The organism is Rufibacter psychrotolerans (assembly GCF_016924645.1).
Lineage (GTDB): Bacteria > Bacteroidota > Bacteroidia > Cytophagales > Hymenobacteraceae > Nibribacter > Nibribacter psychrotolerans.
In genome coordinates, this window is sequence record NZ_JAFFJV010000013.1 from 21,171 (window position 1) to 37,096 (window position 15,926).

At 56.7% G+C, this 15,926-nt stretch carries 12 protein-coding genes; 6 read left to right on the top strand and 6 right to left on the bottom strand.

Features of this window, described 5'->3' with window-relative positions; genetic code table 11:
- The first annotated feature begins 149 nt into the window (after positions 1 to 149).
- From JT718_RS13165 to bamJ, 3 genes are all read left to right on the top strand, one after another.
- On the top strand, positions 150 to 3,548 hold the full coding sequence (locus tag JT718_RS13165; RefSeq protein WP_205503175.1) for a methylmalonyl-CoA mutase family protein: 3,399 nt from the start codon (positions 150 to 152) through the stop codon (positions 3,546 to 3,548).
- Positions 3,549 to 3,949: 401 nt separating this feature from the next.
- The gene (locus JT718_RS20665; RefSeq protein WP_262897355.1) at positions 3,950 to 4,078 is read left to right on the top strand and encodes a hypothetical protein; all 129 of its coding nucleotides are present in this window, start codon (positions 3,950 to 3,952) and stop codon (positions 4,076 to 4,078) included.
- Between the two features lie 104 nt (positions 4,079 to 4,182).
- Positions 4,183 to 4,806 carry a BamJ family beta-barrel-assembly machinery protein gene (bamJ, locus tag JT718_RS13170; protein WP_205503176.1) on the top strand — a complete coding sequence of 208 codons (624 nt, stop codon included), beginning with the start codon at positions 4,183 to 4,185 and terminating at the stop codon, positions 4,804 to 4,806.
- A 136-nt stretch (positions 4,807 to 4,942) separates the two neighbouring features.
- Here bamJ and JT718_RS13175 read toward each other — a convergent pair whose 3' ends face one another.
- Entirely contained in the window at positions 4,943 to 5,281 is a 339-nt protein-coding gene (locus JT718_RS13175) for a hypothetical protein (RefSeq protein WP_205503177.1), read from the bottom strand.
- 461 nt (positions 5,282 to 5,742) lie between these two features.
- Between JT718_RS13175 and JT718_RS13180 the strand changes: the two genes are divergently transcribed.
- On the top strand, positions 5,743 to 7,689 hold the full coding sequence (locus JT718_RS13180) for a KUP/HAK/KT family potassium transporter (RefSeq protein WP_205503178.1): 1,947 nt from the start codon (positions 5,743 to 5,745) through the stop codon (positions 7,687 to 7,689).
- Between the two features lie 129 nt (positions 7,690 to 7,818).
- On the opposite strand, the gene JT718_RS13185 is transcribed toward JT718_RS13180, so the two are convergent.
- Positions 7,819 to 9,621: a M61 family metallopeptidase gene (locus JT718_RS13185; RefSeq protein WP_240337085.1), complete on the bottom strand. Its 1,803-nt coding sequence runs from the start codon at positions 9,619 to 9,621 to the stop codon at positions 7,819 to 7,821.
- A gap of 125 nt (positions 9,622 to 9,746) precedes the next feature.
- Between JT718_RS13185 and JT718_RS13190 the strand changes: the two genes are divergently transcribed.
- The gene (locus tag JT718_RS13190) at positions 9,747 to 10,346 is read left to right on the top strand and encodes a C40 family peptidase (RefSeq protein WP_205503179.1); all 600 of its coding nucleotides are present in this window, start codon (positions 9,747 to 9,749) and stop codon (positions 10,344 to 10,346) included.
- Between the two features lie 593 nt (positions 10,347 to 10,939).
- On the opposite strand, the gene JT718_RS13195 is transcribed toward JT718_RS13190, so the two are convergent.
- On the bottom strand, positions 10,940 to 11,317 hold the full coding sequence (locus JT718_RS13195) for a hypothetical protein (RefSeq protein ID WP_205503180.1): 378 nt from the start codon (positions 11,315 to 11,317) through the stop codon (positions 10,940 to 10,942).
- Between the two features lie 128 nt (positions 11,318 to 11,445).
- Here JT718_RS13195 and JT718_RS13200 point away from each other — a divergent pair, with 128 nt between their 5' ends.
- The gene (locus JT718_RS13200; protein WP_205503181.1) at positions 11,446 to 11,874 is read left to right on the top strand and encodes a DUF2147 domain-containing protein; all 429 of its coding nucleotides are present in this window, start codon (positions 11,446 to 11,448) and stop codon (positions 11,872 to 11,874) included.
- A gap of 77 nt (positions 11,875 to 11,951) precedes the next feature.
- Here the strand turns inward: JT718_RS13200 and JT718_RS13205 are convergent, their stop codons facing one another.
- From JT718_RS13205 to JT718_RS13215, 3 genes are all read right to left on the bottom strand, one after another.
- Complete coding sequence (locus tag JT718_RS13205; RefSeq protein WP_205503182.1) at positions 11,952 to 12,428, bottom strand: hypothetical protein; 477 nt, start codon at positions 12,426 to 12,428, stop codon at positions 11,952 to 11,954.
- A 215-nt stretch (positions 12,429 to 12,643) separates the two neighbouring features.
- Positions 12,644 to 14,617, bottom strand: a complete 1,974-nt coding sequence (locus JT718_RS13210) for a M1 family metallopeptidase (protein ID WP_205503183.1) — start codon at positions 14,615 to 14,617, stop codon at positions 12,644 to 12,646.
- Between the two features lie 105 nt (positions 14,618 to 14,722).
- The gene (locus JT718_RS13215) at positions 14,723 to 15,799 is read right to left on the bottom strand and encodes a T9SS type A sorting domain-containing protein (protein WP_205503184.1); all 1,077 of its coding nucleotides are present in this window, start codon (positions 15,797 to 15,799) and stop codon (positions 14,723 to 14,725) included.
- Positions 15,800 to 15,926: the final 127 nt, after the last annotated feature.

The following is a 15,926-nucleotide window of genomic DNA, read 5'->3' on the forward strand; positions in this document are numbered from 1 at the left end:
ATATGAAACAATTGCAGCCGAACGAAAGCCGTTTTGGGGGTGTTTCCAGGAAATCAGGGCAAAAACGGTCCGCAAGGAGTTAGGTGCCCCTTCTCCATTGTATCTGAAAATTCGTACTTTCGCATACCATTCACCAGTTAAGCTAACAAATGTCAGTTACCACTGTACAACCTTACAAACCGGTCAACCACATCCGCATTGTCACCGCTGCCTCCCTGTTTGACGGCCACGATGCGGCTATCAATATCATGCGCCGCATCATTCAGGCATCGGGCGCCGAAGTGATCCACCTGGGCCACAACCGCTCGGTGCAGGAGATTGTGGACTGCGCCATTCAGGAAGACGCCCAGGCCATTGCCATTACTTCCTATCAGGGCGGGCACCTGGAGTACTTCAAATACATGTATGACCTGTTGCAGGAGCGCGGCTGCGGCCACATCCGCATTTTCGGCGGTGGCGGCGGCGTGATCCTCCCCCACGAGATTGAAGAACTGCACGGCTACGGCATCGCGCGCATCTACTCCCCCGACGACGGACGCGCCATGGGCCTGCAGGGCATGATCAACGACATGCTGCAGAAGTGCGACTTCCCCACGGGCCAGAACCTGAACGGCGAAGCCAGCCACGTAAAAGCGAAAGACATTAAATCCATTGCCCGCCTCATTTCCGCCGCCGAGAACTTCCCGGAGGAATTCGCGAAGGCGAAAGAACAGCTGCTTTCCGGTATTGACCAGCAGACTGCTACCAAAACTACGCCGGTGCTGGGAATCACGGGGACCGGCGGGGCCGGAAAATCGTCTTTGGTAGATGAACTGGTGCGCCGTTTCCTCATGGATTTCCCGCAGAAAACCATCGCTATCATCTCGGTGGACCCTTCTAAACGCAAGACCGGCGGGGCTCTGTTGGGCGATAGAATTAGAATGAACTCCATCAGCAACAGCCGCGTGTACATGCGCTCGCTGGCTACCCGCCAGAGCAACCTGGCCCTGAGCCGCTACGTGCAGGACGCGGTGGACGTAGTGAAAGCCGCCAATTTTGATCTGATCATCCTGGAGACCTCGGGCATTGGCCAGTCAGACACCGAGATCATTGAGCATTCCGATGCCAGCCTGTACGTGATGACGCCCGAGTACGGCGCGGCTACCCAGCTGGAGAAAATTGACATGCTGGACTTCGCCGACATCATCGCACTGAACAAGTTTGACAAGCGCGGGGCCCTGGATGCGCTGCGCGACGTAAAGAAACAGTACAAGCGCAACCACCAGCTGTGGGACGTGTCTGATGACGAGGTTCCGGTGTTCGGGACCATCGCCTCGCAGTTCAACGACCCCGGTATGAACCGCCTGTACAAGGCCGTGATGGCGAAAATCACGGAGAAAACCGGCGTTGCTTTTGAGTCAAATTTGCAGGCCACCGGTGAGATGTCGGAGAAAGTGTACATCATTCCGCCCAGCCGCACGCGCTACCTGTCTGAGATCGCGGAGAACAACCGCAATTATGACAAATGGGTGGTGGAGCAGGCCAGCGTGGCGCAGAAACTCTACGGCATCCGGCAGTCCATTGAAGCCATTCAGGCCCTGGAGGTAGAAGATAAAGACCGTCTGGTCAAGGGGTTAGAGTACGCTTACGAAGAAACGGCTTTAAAGCTGGACGGCCAGAACAAGAAGCTGCTGGAGCAATGGCCCGAGAAGCGTCAGAGCTACAAAAACGAGTTCTACGAGTTCAAGGTGCGCGACAAAGTGCTGAAAGTGGCCACCCACACCACCAGCCTTTCGCAACTGCAAATCCCCAAAGTAGCTACGCCACGTTACGAGGCCTGGGGCGATCTGTTGAAGTGGAACCTGCAGGAAAATGTGCCCGGCGAGTTCCCCTACACCGCCGGCGTGTTTCCGTTCAAGCGCGAGGGCGAGGACCCTACCCGCATGTTCGCCGGTGAGGGCGGACCCGAGCGCACCAACCGCCGTTTCCACTACGTGAGCTTGGGCATGCCGGCCAAGCGCCTTTCCACCGCGTTTGACTCCGTAACGCTCTACGGCGAAGACCCGGACCTGCGGCCAGACATCTACGGCAAGATTGGTAACTCCGGGGTGAGCATTGCCTGTCTGGATGACGCCAAGAAGCTGTACTCGGGCTTCAACCTCGCCGACCCTAAGACCTCGGTGTCCATGACCATCAACGGTCCAGCCGCCATCCTTACCGGTTTCTTCATGAACGCCGCCATTGACCAGCAGTGCGAGCTGTACATCAAAGAGAACGGCCTGGAGCAAGAAGTAAACGAGCGTATTGAGGCTATTTACAAAGAAAAAGGCCAGAAACGTCCGCAGTACCAGGGCGAACTGCCCGAAGGCAACGACGGCCTGGGACTCATGCTTTTAGGCGTGACCGGCGACCAGGTACTTCCGGCCGAAGTCTATGCTCAAATCAAAGAGAAAACCCTGGCCGCGGTGCGCGGTACGGTGCAGGCCGATATCCTGAAAGAAGACCAGGCCCAGAACACCTGTATCTTCAGCACCGAGTTCGCCCTGCGCCTCATGGGCGACGTGCAGCAGTACTTCATTGACCACAACGTGCGCAACTTCTATTCGGTGTCCATCTCGGGCTACCACATCGCGGAGGCGGGTGCGAACCCTATCACGCAGCTGGCGTTCACCTTGGCCAACGGCTTCACCTTTGTGGAGTACTACGTGAGCCGCGGCATGGACATCAACGCGTTTGCGCCTAACCTGAGCTTCTTCTTCTCCAACGGCATTGACCCAGAGTACGCGGTGATTGGTCGGGTGGCCCGCAGAATCTGGGCGAAGGCCATGAAGCTGAAGTACGGGGCCAACGCCCGCTCGCAGATGCTGAAGTACCACATCCAGACCTCGGGCCGTTCGCTGCACGCGCAGGAGATTGACTTCAACGACATCCGCACCACCCTGCAGGCGCTGTACGCCATCTACGACAACTGTAACTCGCTGCATACCAACGCGTACGATGAAGCCATTACAACCCCTACGGAAGCATCGGTGCGTAGAGCCATGGCCATTCAGCTCATCATCAACCGCGAGTTGGGCCTGGCCAAGAACGAGAACCCGCTGCAAGGCTCTTTCATCATTGAAGAACTGACCGATCTGGTGGAGGAAGCCGTCTTGGCCGAGTTTGACCGCATCACCGAGCGCGGCGGCGTGCTGGGGGCCATGGAAACCATGTACCAGCGCGGCAAGATCCAGGAAGAAAGCTTGTACTACGAGACCCTGAAGCACACCGGCGAGTACCCCATTATTGGCGTGAACACCTTCCTGAGCAGCCAAGGCTCCCCTACCGTGATTCCGGCTGAGGTGATCCGGGCCACCGAGGAAGAGAAGCAGTACCAGATTGCCATGCTGCAGGAGCTGCACGCCCGCCACGCGGATTCTGCCCCGGCGCACCTGAAGCACCTGCAGGAAGTGGCCATCCGGAACGGCAACATCTTTGAGGCCCTCATGGAGGTGTCTAAGTATTGCTCGCTAGGCCAGATCACCAATGCCTTGTTTGAAGTGGGCGGCCAGTACAGACGAAACATGTAGAGGAGTCCTGAGTCTTGAGTCTTGAGTTTGTGTCTTGTGTCCTGAGTCTGGGCTGATTTTGACCTATTTTCTGGAAAGGAGCCGGTTAACGCCGGCTCCTTTTGCATTTTGGGGAGGCTGCGGCAGGTAGGTGGCAGTTGTATTCTTGTTCTTTCTGTCCGAAGGCCGCAAGTTGCTTCCCTTTTCTGTTTTGGGGCCACTTTCCTGGAAATAGGCTAAAAACGGCTTTTGTACCTGATTGGGCGGGCTGCAGGACGTGTTTAGTCGTTGAAAAGCAGCCTGGTGGCAGGTGGCTGGCAAGCGGGCACAGGTTTAACAAAATGCTAATGGGCGCTTTACGTACCGGTAAACTAAATTGTAGATTTTTACGTTAATAATATAAACGATAAAAGCGAAAGGCCATGAAAAAGATCTCGACCATTTCCTCCTTATTGATCCTGGGCGCTTTAGGCCTGTTGGCGACTACCCTGCTTACTCCCGGAAACCTGGATGTAGATCTTTCAGATGAAGATATCCATTTGTACTTATAAGGTGCCCTACTTATAGGTCAGAAAGCCCCGCCCCAGCGGGGTTTTCTGTTTTTAGTGATCCAATTCTCCCAGAAACCGTACCTTTACTCTACAAATTGAAAACTATGGAATTAAAAGACCTTTCCCAGAGAATCAGTTACATCATTGGCCGTGACATGGCTGCCAACTTCCAGAAGCAAGGCATTGACATTGAGCCAGAGGCGCTGCTCTTCGGCCTGCAGGAAGCCATTGCCGGCAACCCGTCCAAGCTAAGCCAGGACGAGGTGCAGTCTGCCATGATGCAGCTCCAGCTGCAGATGCAGGAGAAACAGCAGGCCACCGCCGGTGCCGCCGGGGAGCAGAACAAGAAAGAGGGCGAAGCTTTCCTGGCGGAAAACAAAGGGAAAGAGGGCGTGAACACCCTGCCCAGCGGTCTGCAGTACCAAGTGCTGGAAAGCGGCTCTGGCAAGACCCCTACCAAGAGCTCGCACGTGACCACCCACTACCACGGCACCCTCATCAACGGCACCGTGTTTGACTCTTCCTATGAGCGCGGCGAGCCGGCCACCTTCCCCGTGAACGGCGTTATCTCGGGCTGGACAGAAGCCCTCCAACTGATGAAAGAAGGTGATAAGTGGCGTCTGTTTATTCCCAGCAACCTGGCCTACGGTGCCAGAGGTGCCGGCGCAGACATTGGGCCCAACGCCACCCTGATCTTTGACGTGGAATTGCTCAAGGTAAACAGCTAACCGGAGCTAGTCCCTGAAAAAAGCAAGAGCGGTGCTTCCCCTTTGGGGGCACCGCTCTTGCTTTTTTGCTCAAAGCCAGCCCGACAAAGGGCGGGAGTATTGGAACGGTTTACGGGCCCGGCCTTTGGCAGGCGGGCTATTCTTTTGCCAGGGGCTCGTTCACCAGCCAGTCCATGGCTTCTTCCACTTTGGTGAAGTAGTGGAAGTTGAGGGGCTTGCTGGTGGGCTTGGCAAAGGACAGGGAATAGTTGTGGACCATGCGCTGGTACTTCTCCTCAGACATCACCAGGGCCACGTGCAGGTCCTTTGACTCGCAGAGCACCACCTCGCCCTGCAGGATGGCCACTTCCCACTCCTCAGACTCGGCCGGCAGGTTGTCGCGTTTGTTGGTGTCAATCAGGCATTTCTTCAGGTGGTGGCTCGTCATGGTGTTGATCAGGGTGGCGCACCCTTTCTGGTATTCCTTGGTGTTCACCTGTCCGTTCCAGATTAGGACCGCTATAGCGTTTGCTTCATCAATAAAAACTTTAAAACACTCTGTTTCAATTGGAACCATATAGTTTTACCGGCTTTCTAGTATTAGTTAATTACTATGAATAAAGGATATTTATTGGTATTTGAATAAAATTTGTTATAAATATACAACAGCAACCCGATTTACCAAACTCTTACATAGTTAAATAGAGATGTAGCTATTTTTCACCCTACACCTTCCGGGCCAGGCTGCCGCCCCGGCCCGCTTTTTCTGCCCTTCCGTGGCCCGCCGGTCCGCCAATAAAATACCTTTGGCAAGCCTATTTTTATTCAGGAACAGCTAGTATTTTTGGCCCCCTCTCAAAACGGGCAACCCGTAATGGCTCAGAAAGGGAGAACATTACGGGGGCTCCGCCAGTTTAAGGAATGGCTTTGGGGGAAACTTTCTTAGACACAACAAAGATGAACAACACTAGCCACGCCCACCGGGTATCGGGGGCAGGTTTGCTGATCGCGCTGGGGATTATCTACGGCGACATTGGCACTTCACCGCTGTACGTGATGAAGGCCGTCATAGGCAGTTCTCCCATCAATGGCGCCCTGGTGTACGGAGGCATTTCCTGCGTGATCTGGACGCTGACCCTCCAAACCACCATCAAGTACGTCTTGCTCACCCTGCGGGCCGACAACAAGGGCGAGGGCGGTATTTTCTCGCTCTACACGCTGGTGCGGCGGCGGGCCAAGTGGCTCACGGTGCCGGCCATCATTGGCGGCAGCGCCCTGCTGGCCGATGGCATCATTACCCCGCCTATCTCGGTGTCCTCGGCGGTAGAGGGGTTGGAGCTGCTCTACCCCCACATCCCCACCGTGCCCATTGTTATTGGCATTCTGGTGGTCCTGTTCCTGCTGCAGAGCTTCGGCACCCAGATTGTAGGCAAGGCTTTCGGGCCGCTCATGCTGGTCTGGTTCACCATGTTGGCGGTGTTGGGGCTGGTATCGGCCGTTCAGCACCCGGAGATCTTTAAGGCCTTTAACCCGGTGTACGCCTATGACCTGCTGGTGAACTACCCGGGCGGGTTCTGGCTGCTGGGCGCGGTGTTCCTGTGTACCACCGGGGCCGAGGCGCTGTACTCAGACCTGGGCCACTGCGGCCGCGGCAACATCCGGATCAGCTGGGCCTTCGTGAAAACCTGTCTGGTGCTCAACTACCTGGGCCAGGGCGCCTGGCTGATGCAGTTTGAAGGCCGCCTGCTCACCTCGCTCTCTAACCGCAACCCGTTCTATGGGCTTATGCCCGAGTGGTTCCTCATCATCGGGATCACCATTGCCACCATGGCCGCCATCATTGCCAGCCAGGCCCTCATCACGGGTTCCTTCACCCTCATCGGGGAGGCCATCCGGCTGAACATGTGGCCCAAGGTGCGCCTGATCTACCCTACCAACGTGAAAGGCCAGCTGTACGTGCCCAGCATTAACCGGCTGCTGCTGCTGGGCTGCGTGGGCGTGGTGCTGTATTTCCAGAAATCTGAGAACATGGAGGCGGCGTACGGCCTGGCCATTACCGTGACCATGCTCATGACCACTACCCTGCTCAGCTACTACCTCATTACCAAGCGCGTGGCCAAGGTGTGGGTCTGGCTGTTCCTGGCGGTGTACCTGGCCATTGAGGGCTCGTTCCTGGTGGCCAACCTCATCAAGTTTCCGCACGGCGGCTGGGTGACCCTGGTGATCGGGCTCTTGCTCATCTCGGTGATGTACATCTGGCTGAAGGCGTTCTACATCAAGCGTCGCCTCACCGAGTACGTGCCCCTGCCTGAGTACGTGCCTGCCCTGCGCGAGCTGAGCGAGGATGACACCATTCCCAAGTACACCACCCACCTGGTGTTCATGACCAGCGCCGAGCGCACTACCGACATTGAGTCTAAAATCATCTACTCCATCTTCCAGAAGCGGCCCAAACGCGCCGACATTTACTGGTTCATTCACGTGAACACGGTAGATGAGCCCTACACCATGGAATACAAGGTGAAGGTGCTGGCCAGCCAGGATGTGGTGCGCATTGATTTCAACCTGGGCTTCAGGGTGGAACAGCGCATTAACCTGTTCTTCAGGAAAGTGGTGGAAGACCTGGTGCAGAACAAGGAAGTAGACATCACCAGCCGCTACAGCTCCCTTAACAAGCAGAACCTCATTGGGGACTTCCGGTTTGTGGTGCTGGAGAAGTTCCTGAGCTACGAGAACGACCTGCCGTTCTGGGAGAACACCATCATGCAGTCGTACTTCTACATCAAGGAGTTCACCACCTCAGAGGGCAAATGGTTCGGGCTAGACACCAGCTCAGTAAAGGTGGAGAAAGTGCCGCTCATCATTAAACCCGCCCGCGAGGTTGAGCTGAAACGGATTGAGTAGCGCCCGTTTTTCGCTTGTTTTCCAGAAAACAGACCCAAAACAAGAAGGCCACCCCAACGGGTGGCCTTCTTGTTTTTAATGGAGATTGATTACGCGTTTATAGCCTGTTTTACGGGAAACAGCCACAAATCACTTGGGGTTGGTCCACTTCTGGTAGGCTTTCCGCTGGGCTTCGGTGGGCGAGGGCACCAACTCTGCGCGGTATTTGAGCGTCTGGTCTTTCAGCAACTTCACCGGAATGACCATGAGCTGCCCGCTGCGGCTGATGACCAGTTCCAGCACATCGCCCACGGCGTACGCCGGAATGGACCGGTTGATGTCTTCTGAGACCCGGTAACCGTTCACGGCAATGATCTCATCGTTCACGTTGAGGCCCGCCTGCCAGGCACTGCCGTTTCTGGTCACAATGCTCACCACCGGCTTGCCGCTGGCCGTGGAGATGGCGGCCCCCAGCAAAGGCTGGTTGGTGCCCGCGTTTACATCGGTGAGCCGGATGCCCACGGTGCTCAGGAAGGCATTGTAGTCTGGGGTCTCTTTGCCGTACACGTAGCGCCGGAAGAAGTCTTCCATGGAGCGGCCGGTGAACTTCTCAATGCCCTGCTGAAACTCCCGGTCGGTGTAGCCGCGGTCTTTCTTTTTGTAGTACTCGTCGTACAGGGCTTTCAGGGCATCGTCCAGGCTTTTGGTGCCGTTGGTGGCTTTCAGGATTTCCAGGTCCAGGAGCATGCCCAGCAGCGCGCCCTTGCTGTAGTAAGACAGGTGCGTGTTGTAGGAGTTCTCGTCGGGGCGGTACTGCTTGATCCAGGTGTTAAAGCTGGACTCCGCCGCCGACACTACTTTGTTGCCGGGCGTGTTCTCCACGCTGGTGATGCTGCTGGCAATCTTGTCCAGGTGCTCGCGCTCCGAGAGCAGGCCAGCCCGGCGCATGATCAGATCGGCGTAGTAAGAGGTGAAGCCCTCAGACACCCACAGCAGGTTGGTGTACACTTCCTGGTTGTAGTCAAAGGGGCCCAACCCCGCGGGGCGCAGGCGCTTCACGTTCCAGAGGTGGAAGTACTCATGGGCCACCAGCGTGAGAAAGCCCTGGTAGCCGCGCTCGGTGCCGTAGGCGGTGCGGGTAGCCTGTAGCGTGGTGGAGTTCAGGTGCTCCAGTCCGCCCCCGCCGGCGGGTAAATTATGCACGATGAACAGGTAATAGTCTACCGGCAGCTCGCCAAATATTTTGGTAGACTCATCGGTCACGCGCTTCATATCAGCCGTGAGGCGGGCCGGGTCATAGTTGGCATCACCGTACATGGCCACCTCGTGCTTCACGCCGTTGCTTTCAAACGACAGGATCTCATGATTGCCAATCTCTATGGGCGAATCGGCTAAGACGTCATAGTTGGCGGCCCGGTAGGTAAACGGCTGGCCCGGTACCGGAGGCAGGCCGGTGGAGACTTTGCTCCAACCCTGGAACGGAACCACTGTTAAGGTAGAGGGCAGGTCTTTGTGGCCTTCGGGGTACATGAACACGCTGGTGCCGTTCAGGTAGCCGTGGCTGGCGTCCAGGAAGCTGGTGCGCACCGTCAGTTCAAAGGCGTACACCTTGTAGGTCACGGTCACGTCTTTTCCGCCGGTGGCCACGCGCCAGGTGTTCTTGTCCAGCTTAGAGGCGGACACCTGCCGGTTGCCTGCCTGGGCCTCAAACGCCTCCACGTTCCTGGGGAATTCCCTGATCAGGTAAGAGCCCGGCGTCCAGACCGGCATGGTCAGGTCCAGGTGCTTGCCCCTGAAACCTTGCAGGCGCATTTCCACCTCAAAGTAGTGGGTGTGCGGCTCTGGCATAGACAGGCGGTACGTGATGGTGGGCGCCGCAGACGCGGAGGAAGAGAGGGCCACCGCCAGAAGCAGCAGCACTCCCCACGCCCAGGAATGGATTATTCTTTGCATACACATGTAAGGGTAGATGGGGTTAAAAAGCGAATAATACGGCTAAAAACCTGTTAATCCAAGGAATAGCCCCTGGTGGGCAACCGCGGCCCCGGGGCCGAACGTATGCAGGAGAAAGCCCTCCCATGAAGAAAATTTGGATCATTTTTGGCGTACTCCTCTCTCTGCTCGTCCTGTACCGGGCGGTTTTTGGCCCCGGCACCCTGCTGGGTCCGGCGGTAAAGCAGACCAGCCAGGACGGAGGCGACCAGCTGTTCCATAACGACACCTCGGCGAACCCTGCCCCGGCTGACGGAGCCGCCTCCCTGGGCGTACTGGACGGCAACTACCCCACCAAAGCCGACAGCCTGGTGGCCTTTGCCCTGCAGCGCTACGGCACCGAGTACCTCTACGGCGGGGTAACCGAGGAAGAAGGCTTTGACTGCTCGGGGTTTATCACGTTCGTCTACAGCCGGTTTGGGGAGAAGGTGCCGCACGGCTCCACGCTGCAGGCCAAACTGGGCGAAAGCGTGTCCATGCAGGAAGCCCGCAAAGGCGACCTGATCATCTTCACCGGCACCAACCCCGAGGACCGCACGCCCGGGCACGTGGGCATAGTCATCTCCAACGCCCCCAAGCCCATCCAGTTTGTGCATTCTTCCTCAGAGGGCGGGGTGAAAGTGAGCGAGGTGGAAGGCACCCTGTACCAGAAGCGCTTCCTGGACATCAGGAGGGTGTTGCCCTGAGGGGCGAGGCAGCCGTTTCAGGGGGATTTTCAGGGAAACGCCCCAAAAACGGAACTTCGGCTGAGGCCCGGCACTTAAGTGCTTCATCTTCAAAGTACAAGCTTAGATTGCGGCCTGGTTCGCCCGGCTGTTGAACTGAACTTTTCTAAGAAAACGATCCTGGCTTCCTCAGTATAAATACCGGATTTATACAATACAACCCCTTGATTATCAACAGTTACTACTTGCAAGCCAGAAAAGTAAGGACAAAAAAATACCCGGCCATTGCAGTAGCCGGGTACGGAATCCTTTGAAATGGTATCAAGCGACACAGGAAGGAACTGCCTCCCTCACGCGCCTGGCTACCTCATGCCGGATTCGCCAGTAGACCAAGGTCTTTTAGCAAGCTTCAACACGGTTAACGGTTGACACATGAGCTAGGCTTGATACATTCTTACTGGGATTAGACACTTTTACCTCCTTTCTTTAAGTCCAACATAAACCCATCTGGACTTCCAAGTACCTTATGGTTGTGTAGAGGGGCCCGGAGCACTCGCTTCCGTTTTATAAAGTTAAAAGACGGAAGGATAGTTCAAAAGGTTTGATGAAAAATTTTATGTTTTTTCTTCCGGGCCGGTTTTCTCTGTTTTGAAGAAAACCCAGATCCAGGCCAGGGCCAGCAGCGCCTCGGCGGCGGCGTCTAACAGGTAAATATCCAGGATAACCTCACGGGTGGCGTAGCGCACATCCATGGCGCCCAGGCCCACGGCGCAGAAGAATCCTATCAGTTCGGGGCCCCGCTCCCGCTCTTTCCGGAAGGCGGCGGTCAGCAGCCCGGCCCCAATGGCCAGCACCAGCACGCCCACCGTGTCTACCAGCCAGACCTCGTTCTTGGGCCCGGTAACGGCCAGGAAACCGGGCCGGTGCAGCAGGGGCCAGAGGCCGGTGAGGGTGTAAAATATCCCTTGCGTGGTTAAAAGTAGTTTGCGCATGTTGGTTTCTGCTCAGCAGACCGGTATTTGCCTCTGGTCTACGAGAAACTTTCGGGCCCCGGATTATTTAGGATCAATATTTGCCTATATTTAGAGTAACTAAAACCAAACTATCAAACAACAAACGTATGAGAAAGATCTTTTTGTTAGCGCTTTTCCTCTGCCTGACCACCCTGGGCTGGGCGCAGAAGAAATCTCCCATTGGCATCTGGACCAACGAGGAGAAAGAAGCCCGCTTTGAAATCTACCAGTGCGGCGACAAACTCTGCGGAAAGATCATCTGGCTGAAAGAACCCAACCGCGACGGCAAACCCAAACTTGACCAGTTCAACCCAGACCCCAAGCTGCAGAAACGGCCCATTATTGGGCTGGTGTTCCTGAAGAACTTCTCCCCTGAGGGCGAAGGCAAGTGGGACGACGGCACCATCTATGACCCCAAGTCTGGCAAGACCTATTCTTCTTACATGAAACTGATGGGCAACGACAAGATGGAGGTAAAAGGCTACATTGGCATTTCCCTCATTGGCCGCTCCCAGGTGTGGACCCGGGTACAGTAAACCAGATTGCAGCAATAATAGAAAAGGGGCTTCCATAGAAGCCCCTTTTTTGGTTTCAGGCACTTGCCCTGCCCGGGTTAGCAGAGGTCCAGGATCTTGATTTTCTTATCTCTGAAGGTAAACGACTCGCCTTTGGTTTTGCCGGCCATGGCCTGGAACACCGGGGAGGCGGCCGAGATGGCGTAGTACTTCTCCCCGTCCAGCACAATCTCGCCCAGGCTCACCGAGATGAAGTAGTTCTGGGCATCGGTCCGGACTACGGAGCCCAGCGAGATATCCTCGTTCACCTTGTTGCGCACAATGCGCTTCAGGATTCCCAGTTTTCCTATGGCCTCGTCCAGTTGCTTGGCAAACATGTCCCGCTGAATCTGGCAAGCCTCCCTGAACGACTCAAACTTGTCTTCAATGGCACCCTGGCTTTCATTGGCGCTGATCTGGGCTTCTTCCATGGCTTGCCGGGCGTTGTCAACAAAGTCTGTCTGTTGGCGCAGGCATTCTTCTAATAACCTATGTTTTATATCCAGGTCAAGGGCGGTTTCAGTAGTTATAGACATAGTTTTAGCAATAGGTAAAGGTTTAACTTCTTATCTGGTAAGCTCAAAAGACTTTCAAGGCAGAGGCGCACCTCTTGGTAAAAAGGCCGGTTTTTGGGCTGTTTTAGGGAAAAGAAACGCAAACGGGGCAGAATCTTTAAAGAACTCGCAAAGCTTTAAACTGATATATTAAGATTTTGTTTAGAAAAAAACATTAAAAAAGCAGGATTTTTATTTCAGAGCTTTACCACCCGCACCTGAGACCACTCCCCGGCGGCCAACACCCGCACCAGATACGTGCCGGCCGGCAGGCCTTCCACCGAGAAGGAAGTACCTGAGGCTAAGACAGTTCTAACGTGCCTGCCCACTACGTCATAGATGGAAATCTGCTGGGGAGTGCCCGCGCCCCCTTTGAGCAGCACCGCCCCTTGGGTTGGATTTGGGTAAGCCACCCACCCCGCCTGCGGCACGATGGAAGCGTCTTGCCGCACGGTGGCCTGGTTCAGGAGCCACTGGTGGGGGTCTACCTCCACCCCGGTCACCTGACCGCTTACCTTGAACCGGTAGTTTTCTGTTTCCTGGCCGTGCTGCACCAGCACCACCGTGTCTTTGGTGGCCATCCTGATCCGGTATTCCACCTCGGTGGTGAACAGCGGCGTAGCCGGGCTGGAGGTAAACTGCCGGCTCTGGAGGTAGACCTCGTTTTTCTGCTGGGCCCAGGCCACGTCAAACACCGGGAACCCTTCGCCGTACACCCATTGGTCAAAGAAGTACCCCAAAGGGCGCCCGCTCACCCGCTCCACCACGCGCTGGAAGTCTCGGGTAGTGGCCACCTGGTAGCGGTACTCCTCCCGGTAAGCCCGCAGGGCCTGGAAGAACAGGGCATCGTTCTGCAGGGCATGGCGCAGCATGTGCAGCACCAGGGCCCCCTTGCGGTAAGAAAGCACCGAGCTGAAGATACGGGCCACGTTGGTGCTGTCCCTCACGAACACCGATCCCTGCGGCGCACTCAGGGCACTCTGGTGGGCCCCGTTGAGCCAGTTGGGGGCATTGGCGGGCAAGAGCCGCTCGTAGGCCAGGTACTCACTATAAGAAGCAAAACCTTCGTTCAGCCAGATGTGGCTCCAGTCGGCGCAGGTGACCTCATCGCCCCACCATTGGTGCGCCAGCTCGTGGGCCGTGAGCGAGAACTCAAAGTTAGACTGCGTGGTCATGGTCTGGTGCTCCATGCCACCGCCAATGGGTGCCATGGTGTGGCCGTACTTCTCCCGGTGGAACGGATACACGCCGTACAGCTCAGAAAAGAGCCGCAGAAAATCGCCTGTACGGTCTATGTCTGTTTTCATGGAACTCAGGACACCCGGGTAGAGGTAATTCTGCACCAGCACTGGCGCCGGCGCTCCGGGAATCTGGGTTTGAAAGGAATACTCCTCATAGGGCCCGATGGCCACCGAGATAAGGTAATAGGCAATGGGGTAGTTTGATTTCCACTCATACCGGTGCCGTTGCGCCCCCACGGGGGTAATGCGCTGCAGCCTCCCGTTAGACCCCACCTTGTTGCCTTTGCTGGTGGTGACCCACACCTCCACCGAGTCGGCCTTGTCACTGAGCAACTGCTTGCAGGGGAACCACTCAGAGGCGGCAAAGGGCTCGCTCAAACTCCAGGTCACGCCTCCCCAGGGCGTGGGGGCCGTGTTAAACCCGTTGCCGATGGCGGCGCTGCTTCCTGAGGGTGCCCAGCCAGCGTAGAACACCTGCACCTTAAACCTGACCTGCCGGGGCTGGGCTTGGGGCAGCAGGGCCACCACCTCACTGCCCGAGCGCCGCACCACGCAGGGAGTTCCCTCCAGCAGCACCTGCTCAATGGTGAAATTGGGGTGCAGCTCAAAGGCAAACTCGGTGAGGGATGGGGCCAGGGCCGTGGCGTAGAGGGTGACGTTGCCGCTCAGGTCCAGCGAATTGTGCTCGGCCTGCAGGTCCAGTTTGTACCAGTGCAGGTCATACTTCTGCATCAGGTTTCGGTGGGCCTCAGAGGTAATGCCGTCGGCCAGCAGCGCCGGGGTGGTGCTGATTCGGCTGGCCGCGCATGGGTGTTCGGCCTTGTCCTGGGCCCGCACCCACCCTGGTGCCCCATTCAACCACAAGAGGAGGCACACAGACACAAGTAACTTACTACAAAATAGTTGCGGGTTGGGTAAAGGTAAATTCATGCTCTAAAGTTGGGGGTTAGGCGCAGGCAGCGTTGCTGTGATGAAAACGCACAAAAGGCCCGGAAGTTATTTCCCGGGCCTTTTTCTAAAAACAAGGCTAAAACGCTACTGCACCACTACTTTGCCCGCCTGGGCGGTGTTGCCCACCTGCAGCTGCACCACGTACACGCCTTTGCCAAAGCGGCTAAGGTCCAGGTCTCTGGAGACGGTGCCCTGAACGGTGCCCAGGTCTTCCTGGAACACTGCCTTGCCCTGGCTGTCTACCACCCGTAGCTGCGCCTTGGCTTTCTTCTGCGCGTGGAAAGACACGTTCACCCTGCCGCTGGTGGGGTTGGGGGAATAGGTCACGTCCAGCTTGGCGGCCTTGGCCTCTCCTTTCTTCCGGCTGGCTTTGGCGGCCTTGGCGGCTTCTTTTTTGCTGGCGGGCGCTTTGGTAGCCTTCAGGATGATGACCCGGTCCTGCTGCTTCCCGTTCCGGAGCTTAATGACGTCATACTCCCCTTCCTCCAGCAGCTCCACCGCTCCCGGGCCGCTCTCCCGCAGGATCTTCACCTCGCCGGTGCCGTCTTTCTCCACCCTGATCGTCTCCCGCAGCAGAAAGGAATCGGGCCGCACGTGGAAAGCACTGTCTAGCCGGAAGAACCGGTGGCCCCTTATCAGGGAATCTACTTTGATGGAGGTCCTGAACGCGATAGAGTCGCCGGTGATGGTGAGCACCCGGTGCTCCAGGTCCTTGAGGCGCTCGGGGTGCAGCATCTCCAGGTCGTGGAGCCGGGCAGCCCCTTTAAGCCGGCTGAACACTGAGTCTGGCAGGGCCCTCCTGAACCGGAACACCCGCAGCGAGTCGTGGCCCTGGCCCGGCACCCGGCGGAACACCTTCAGGTCCTGCCCCGGCGCCAGGTCTGCCGGGGCAATGGGCTTGGCCCCCAGCTTTCTGAACGCGGTTCCGCTTGCCTCCATCTGCTTCACGGCCTCCTCCAGTGACTTGCCCTCCGCCACGGTAAGGGTGGTGTCCAGCAGGAGAAACTCGCCGTTCTCCTGCTTCAGAATTTTCACCTTTGCCTGTCTGGCGGGGGCTGCCTTCTCCTTCTGGGGGGCCTGGGCGTGCGCCCGGGAAAAGGCAGTGGCTCCTAAGAAGGCCAGCGCGGCAAAGCAGTGCAGAAAGTATTGTTTCTTCTCCATAGAACTTGTACATTAGGTTTGTTATGTGGTTGATGCCTACAATATTACCGGGTATCTTTTTGAGAAGAGGTTAAGGCTTGGTTAAAGTCTGTTAATGAAACGTTAAAGTAAGAATAGGCCTCATTTT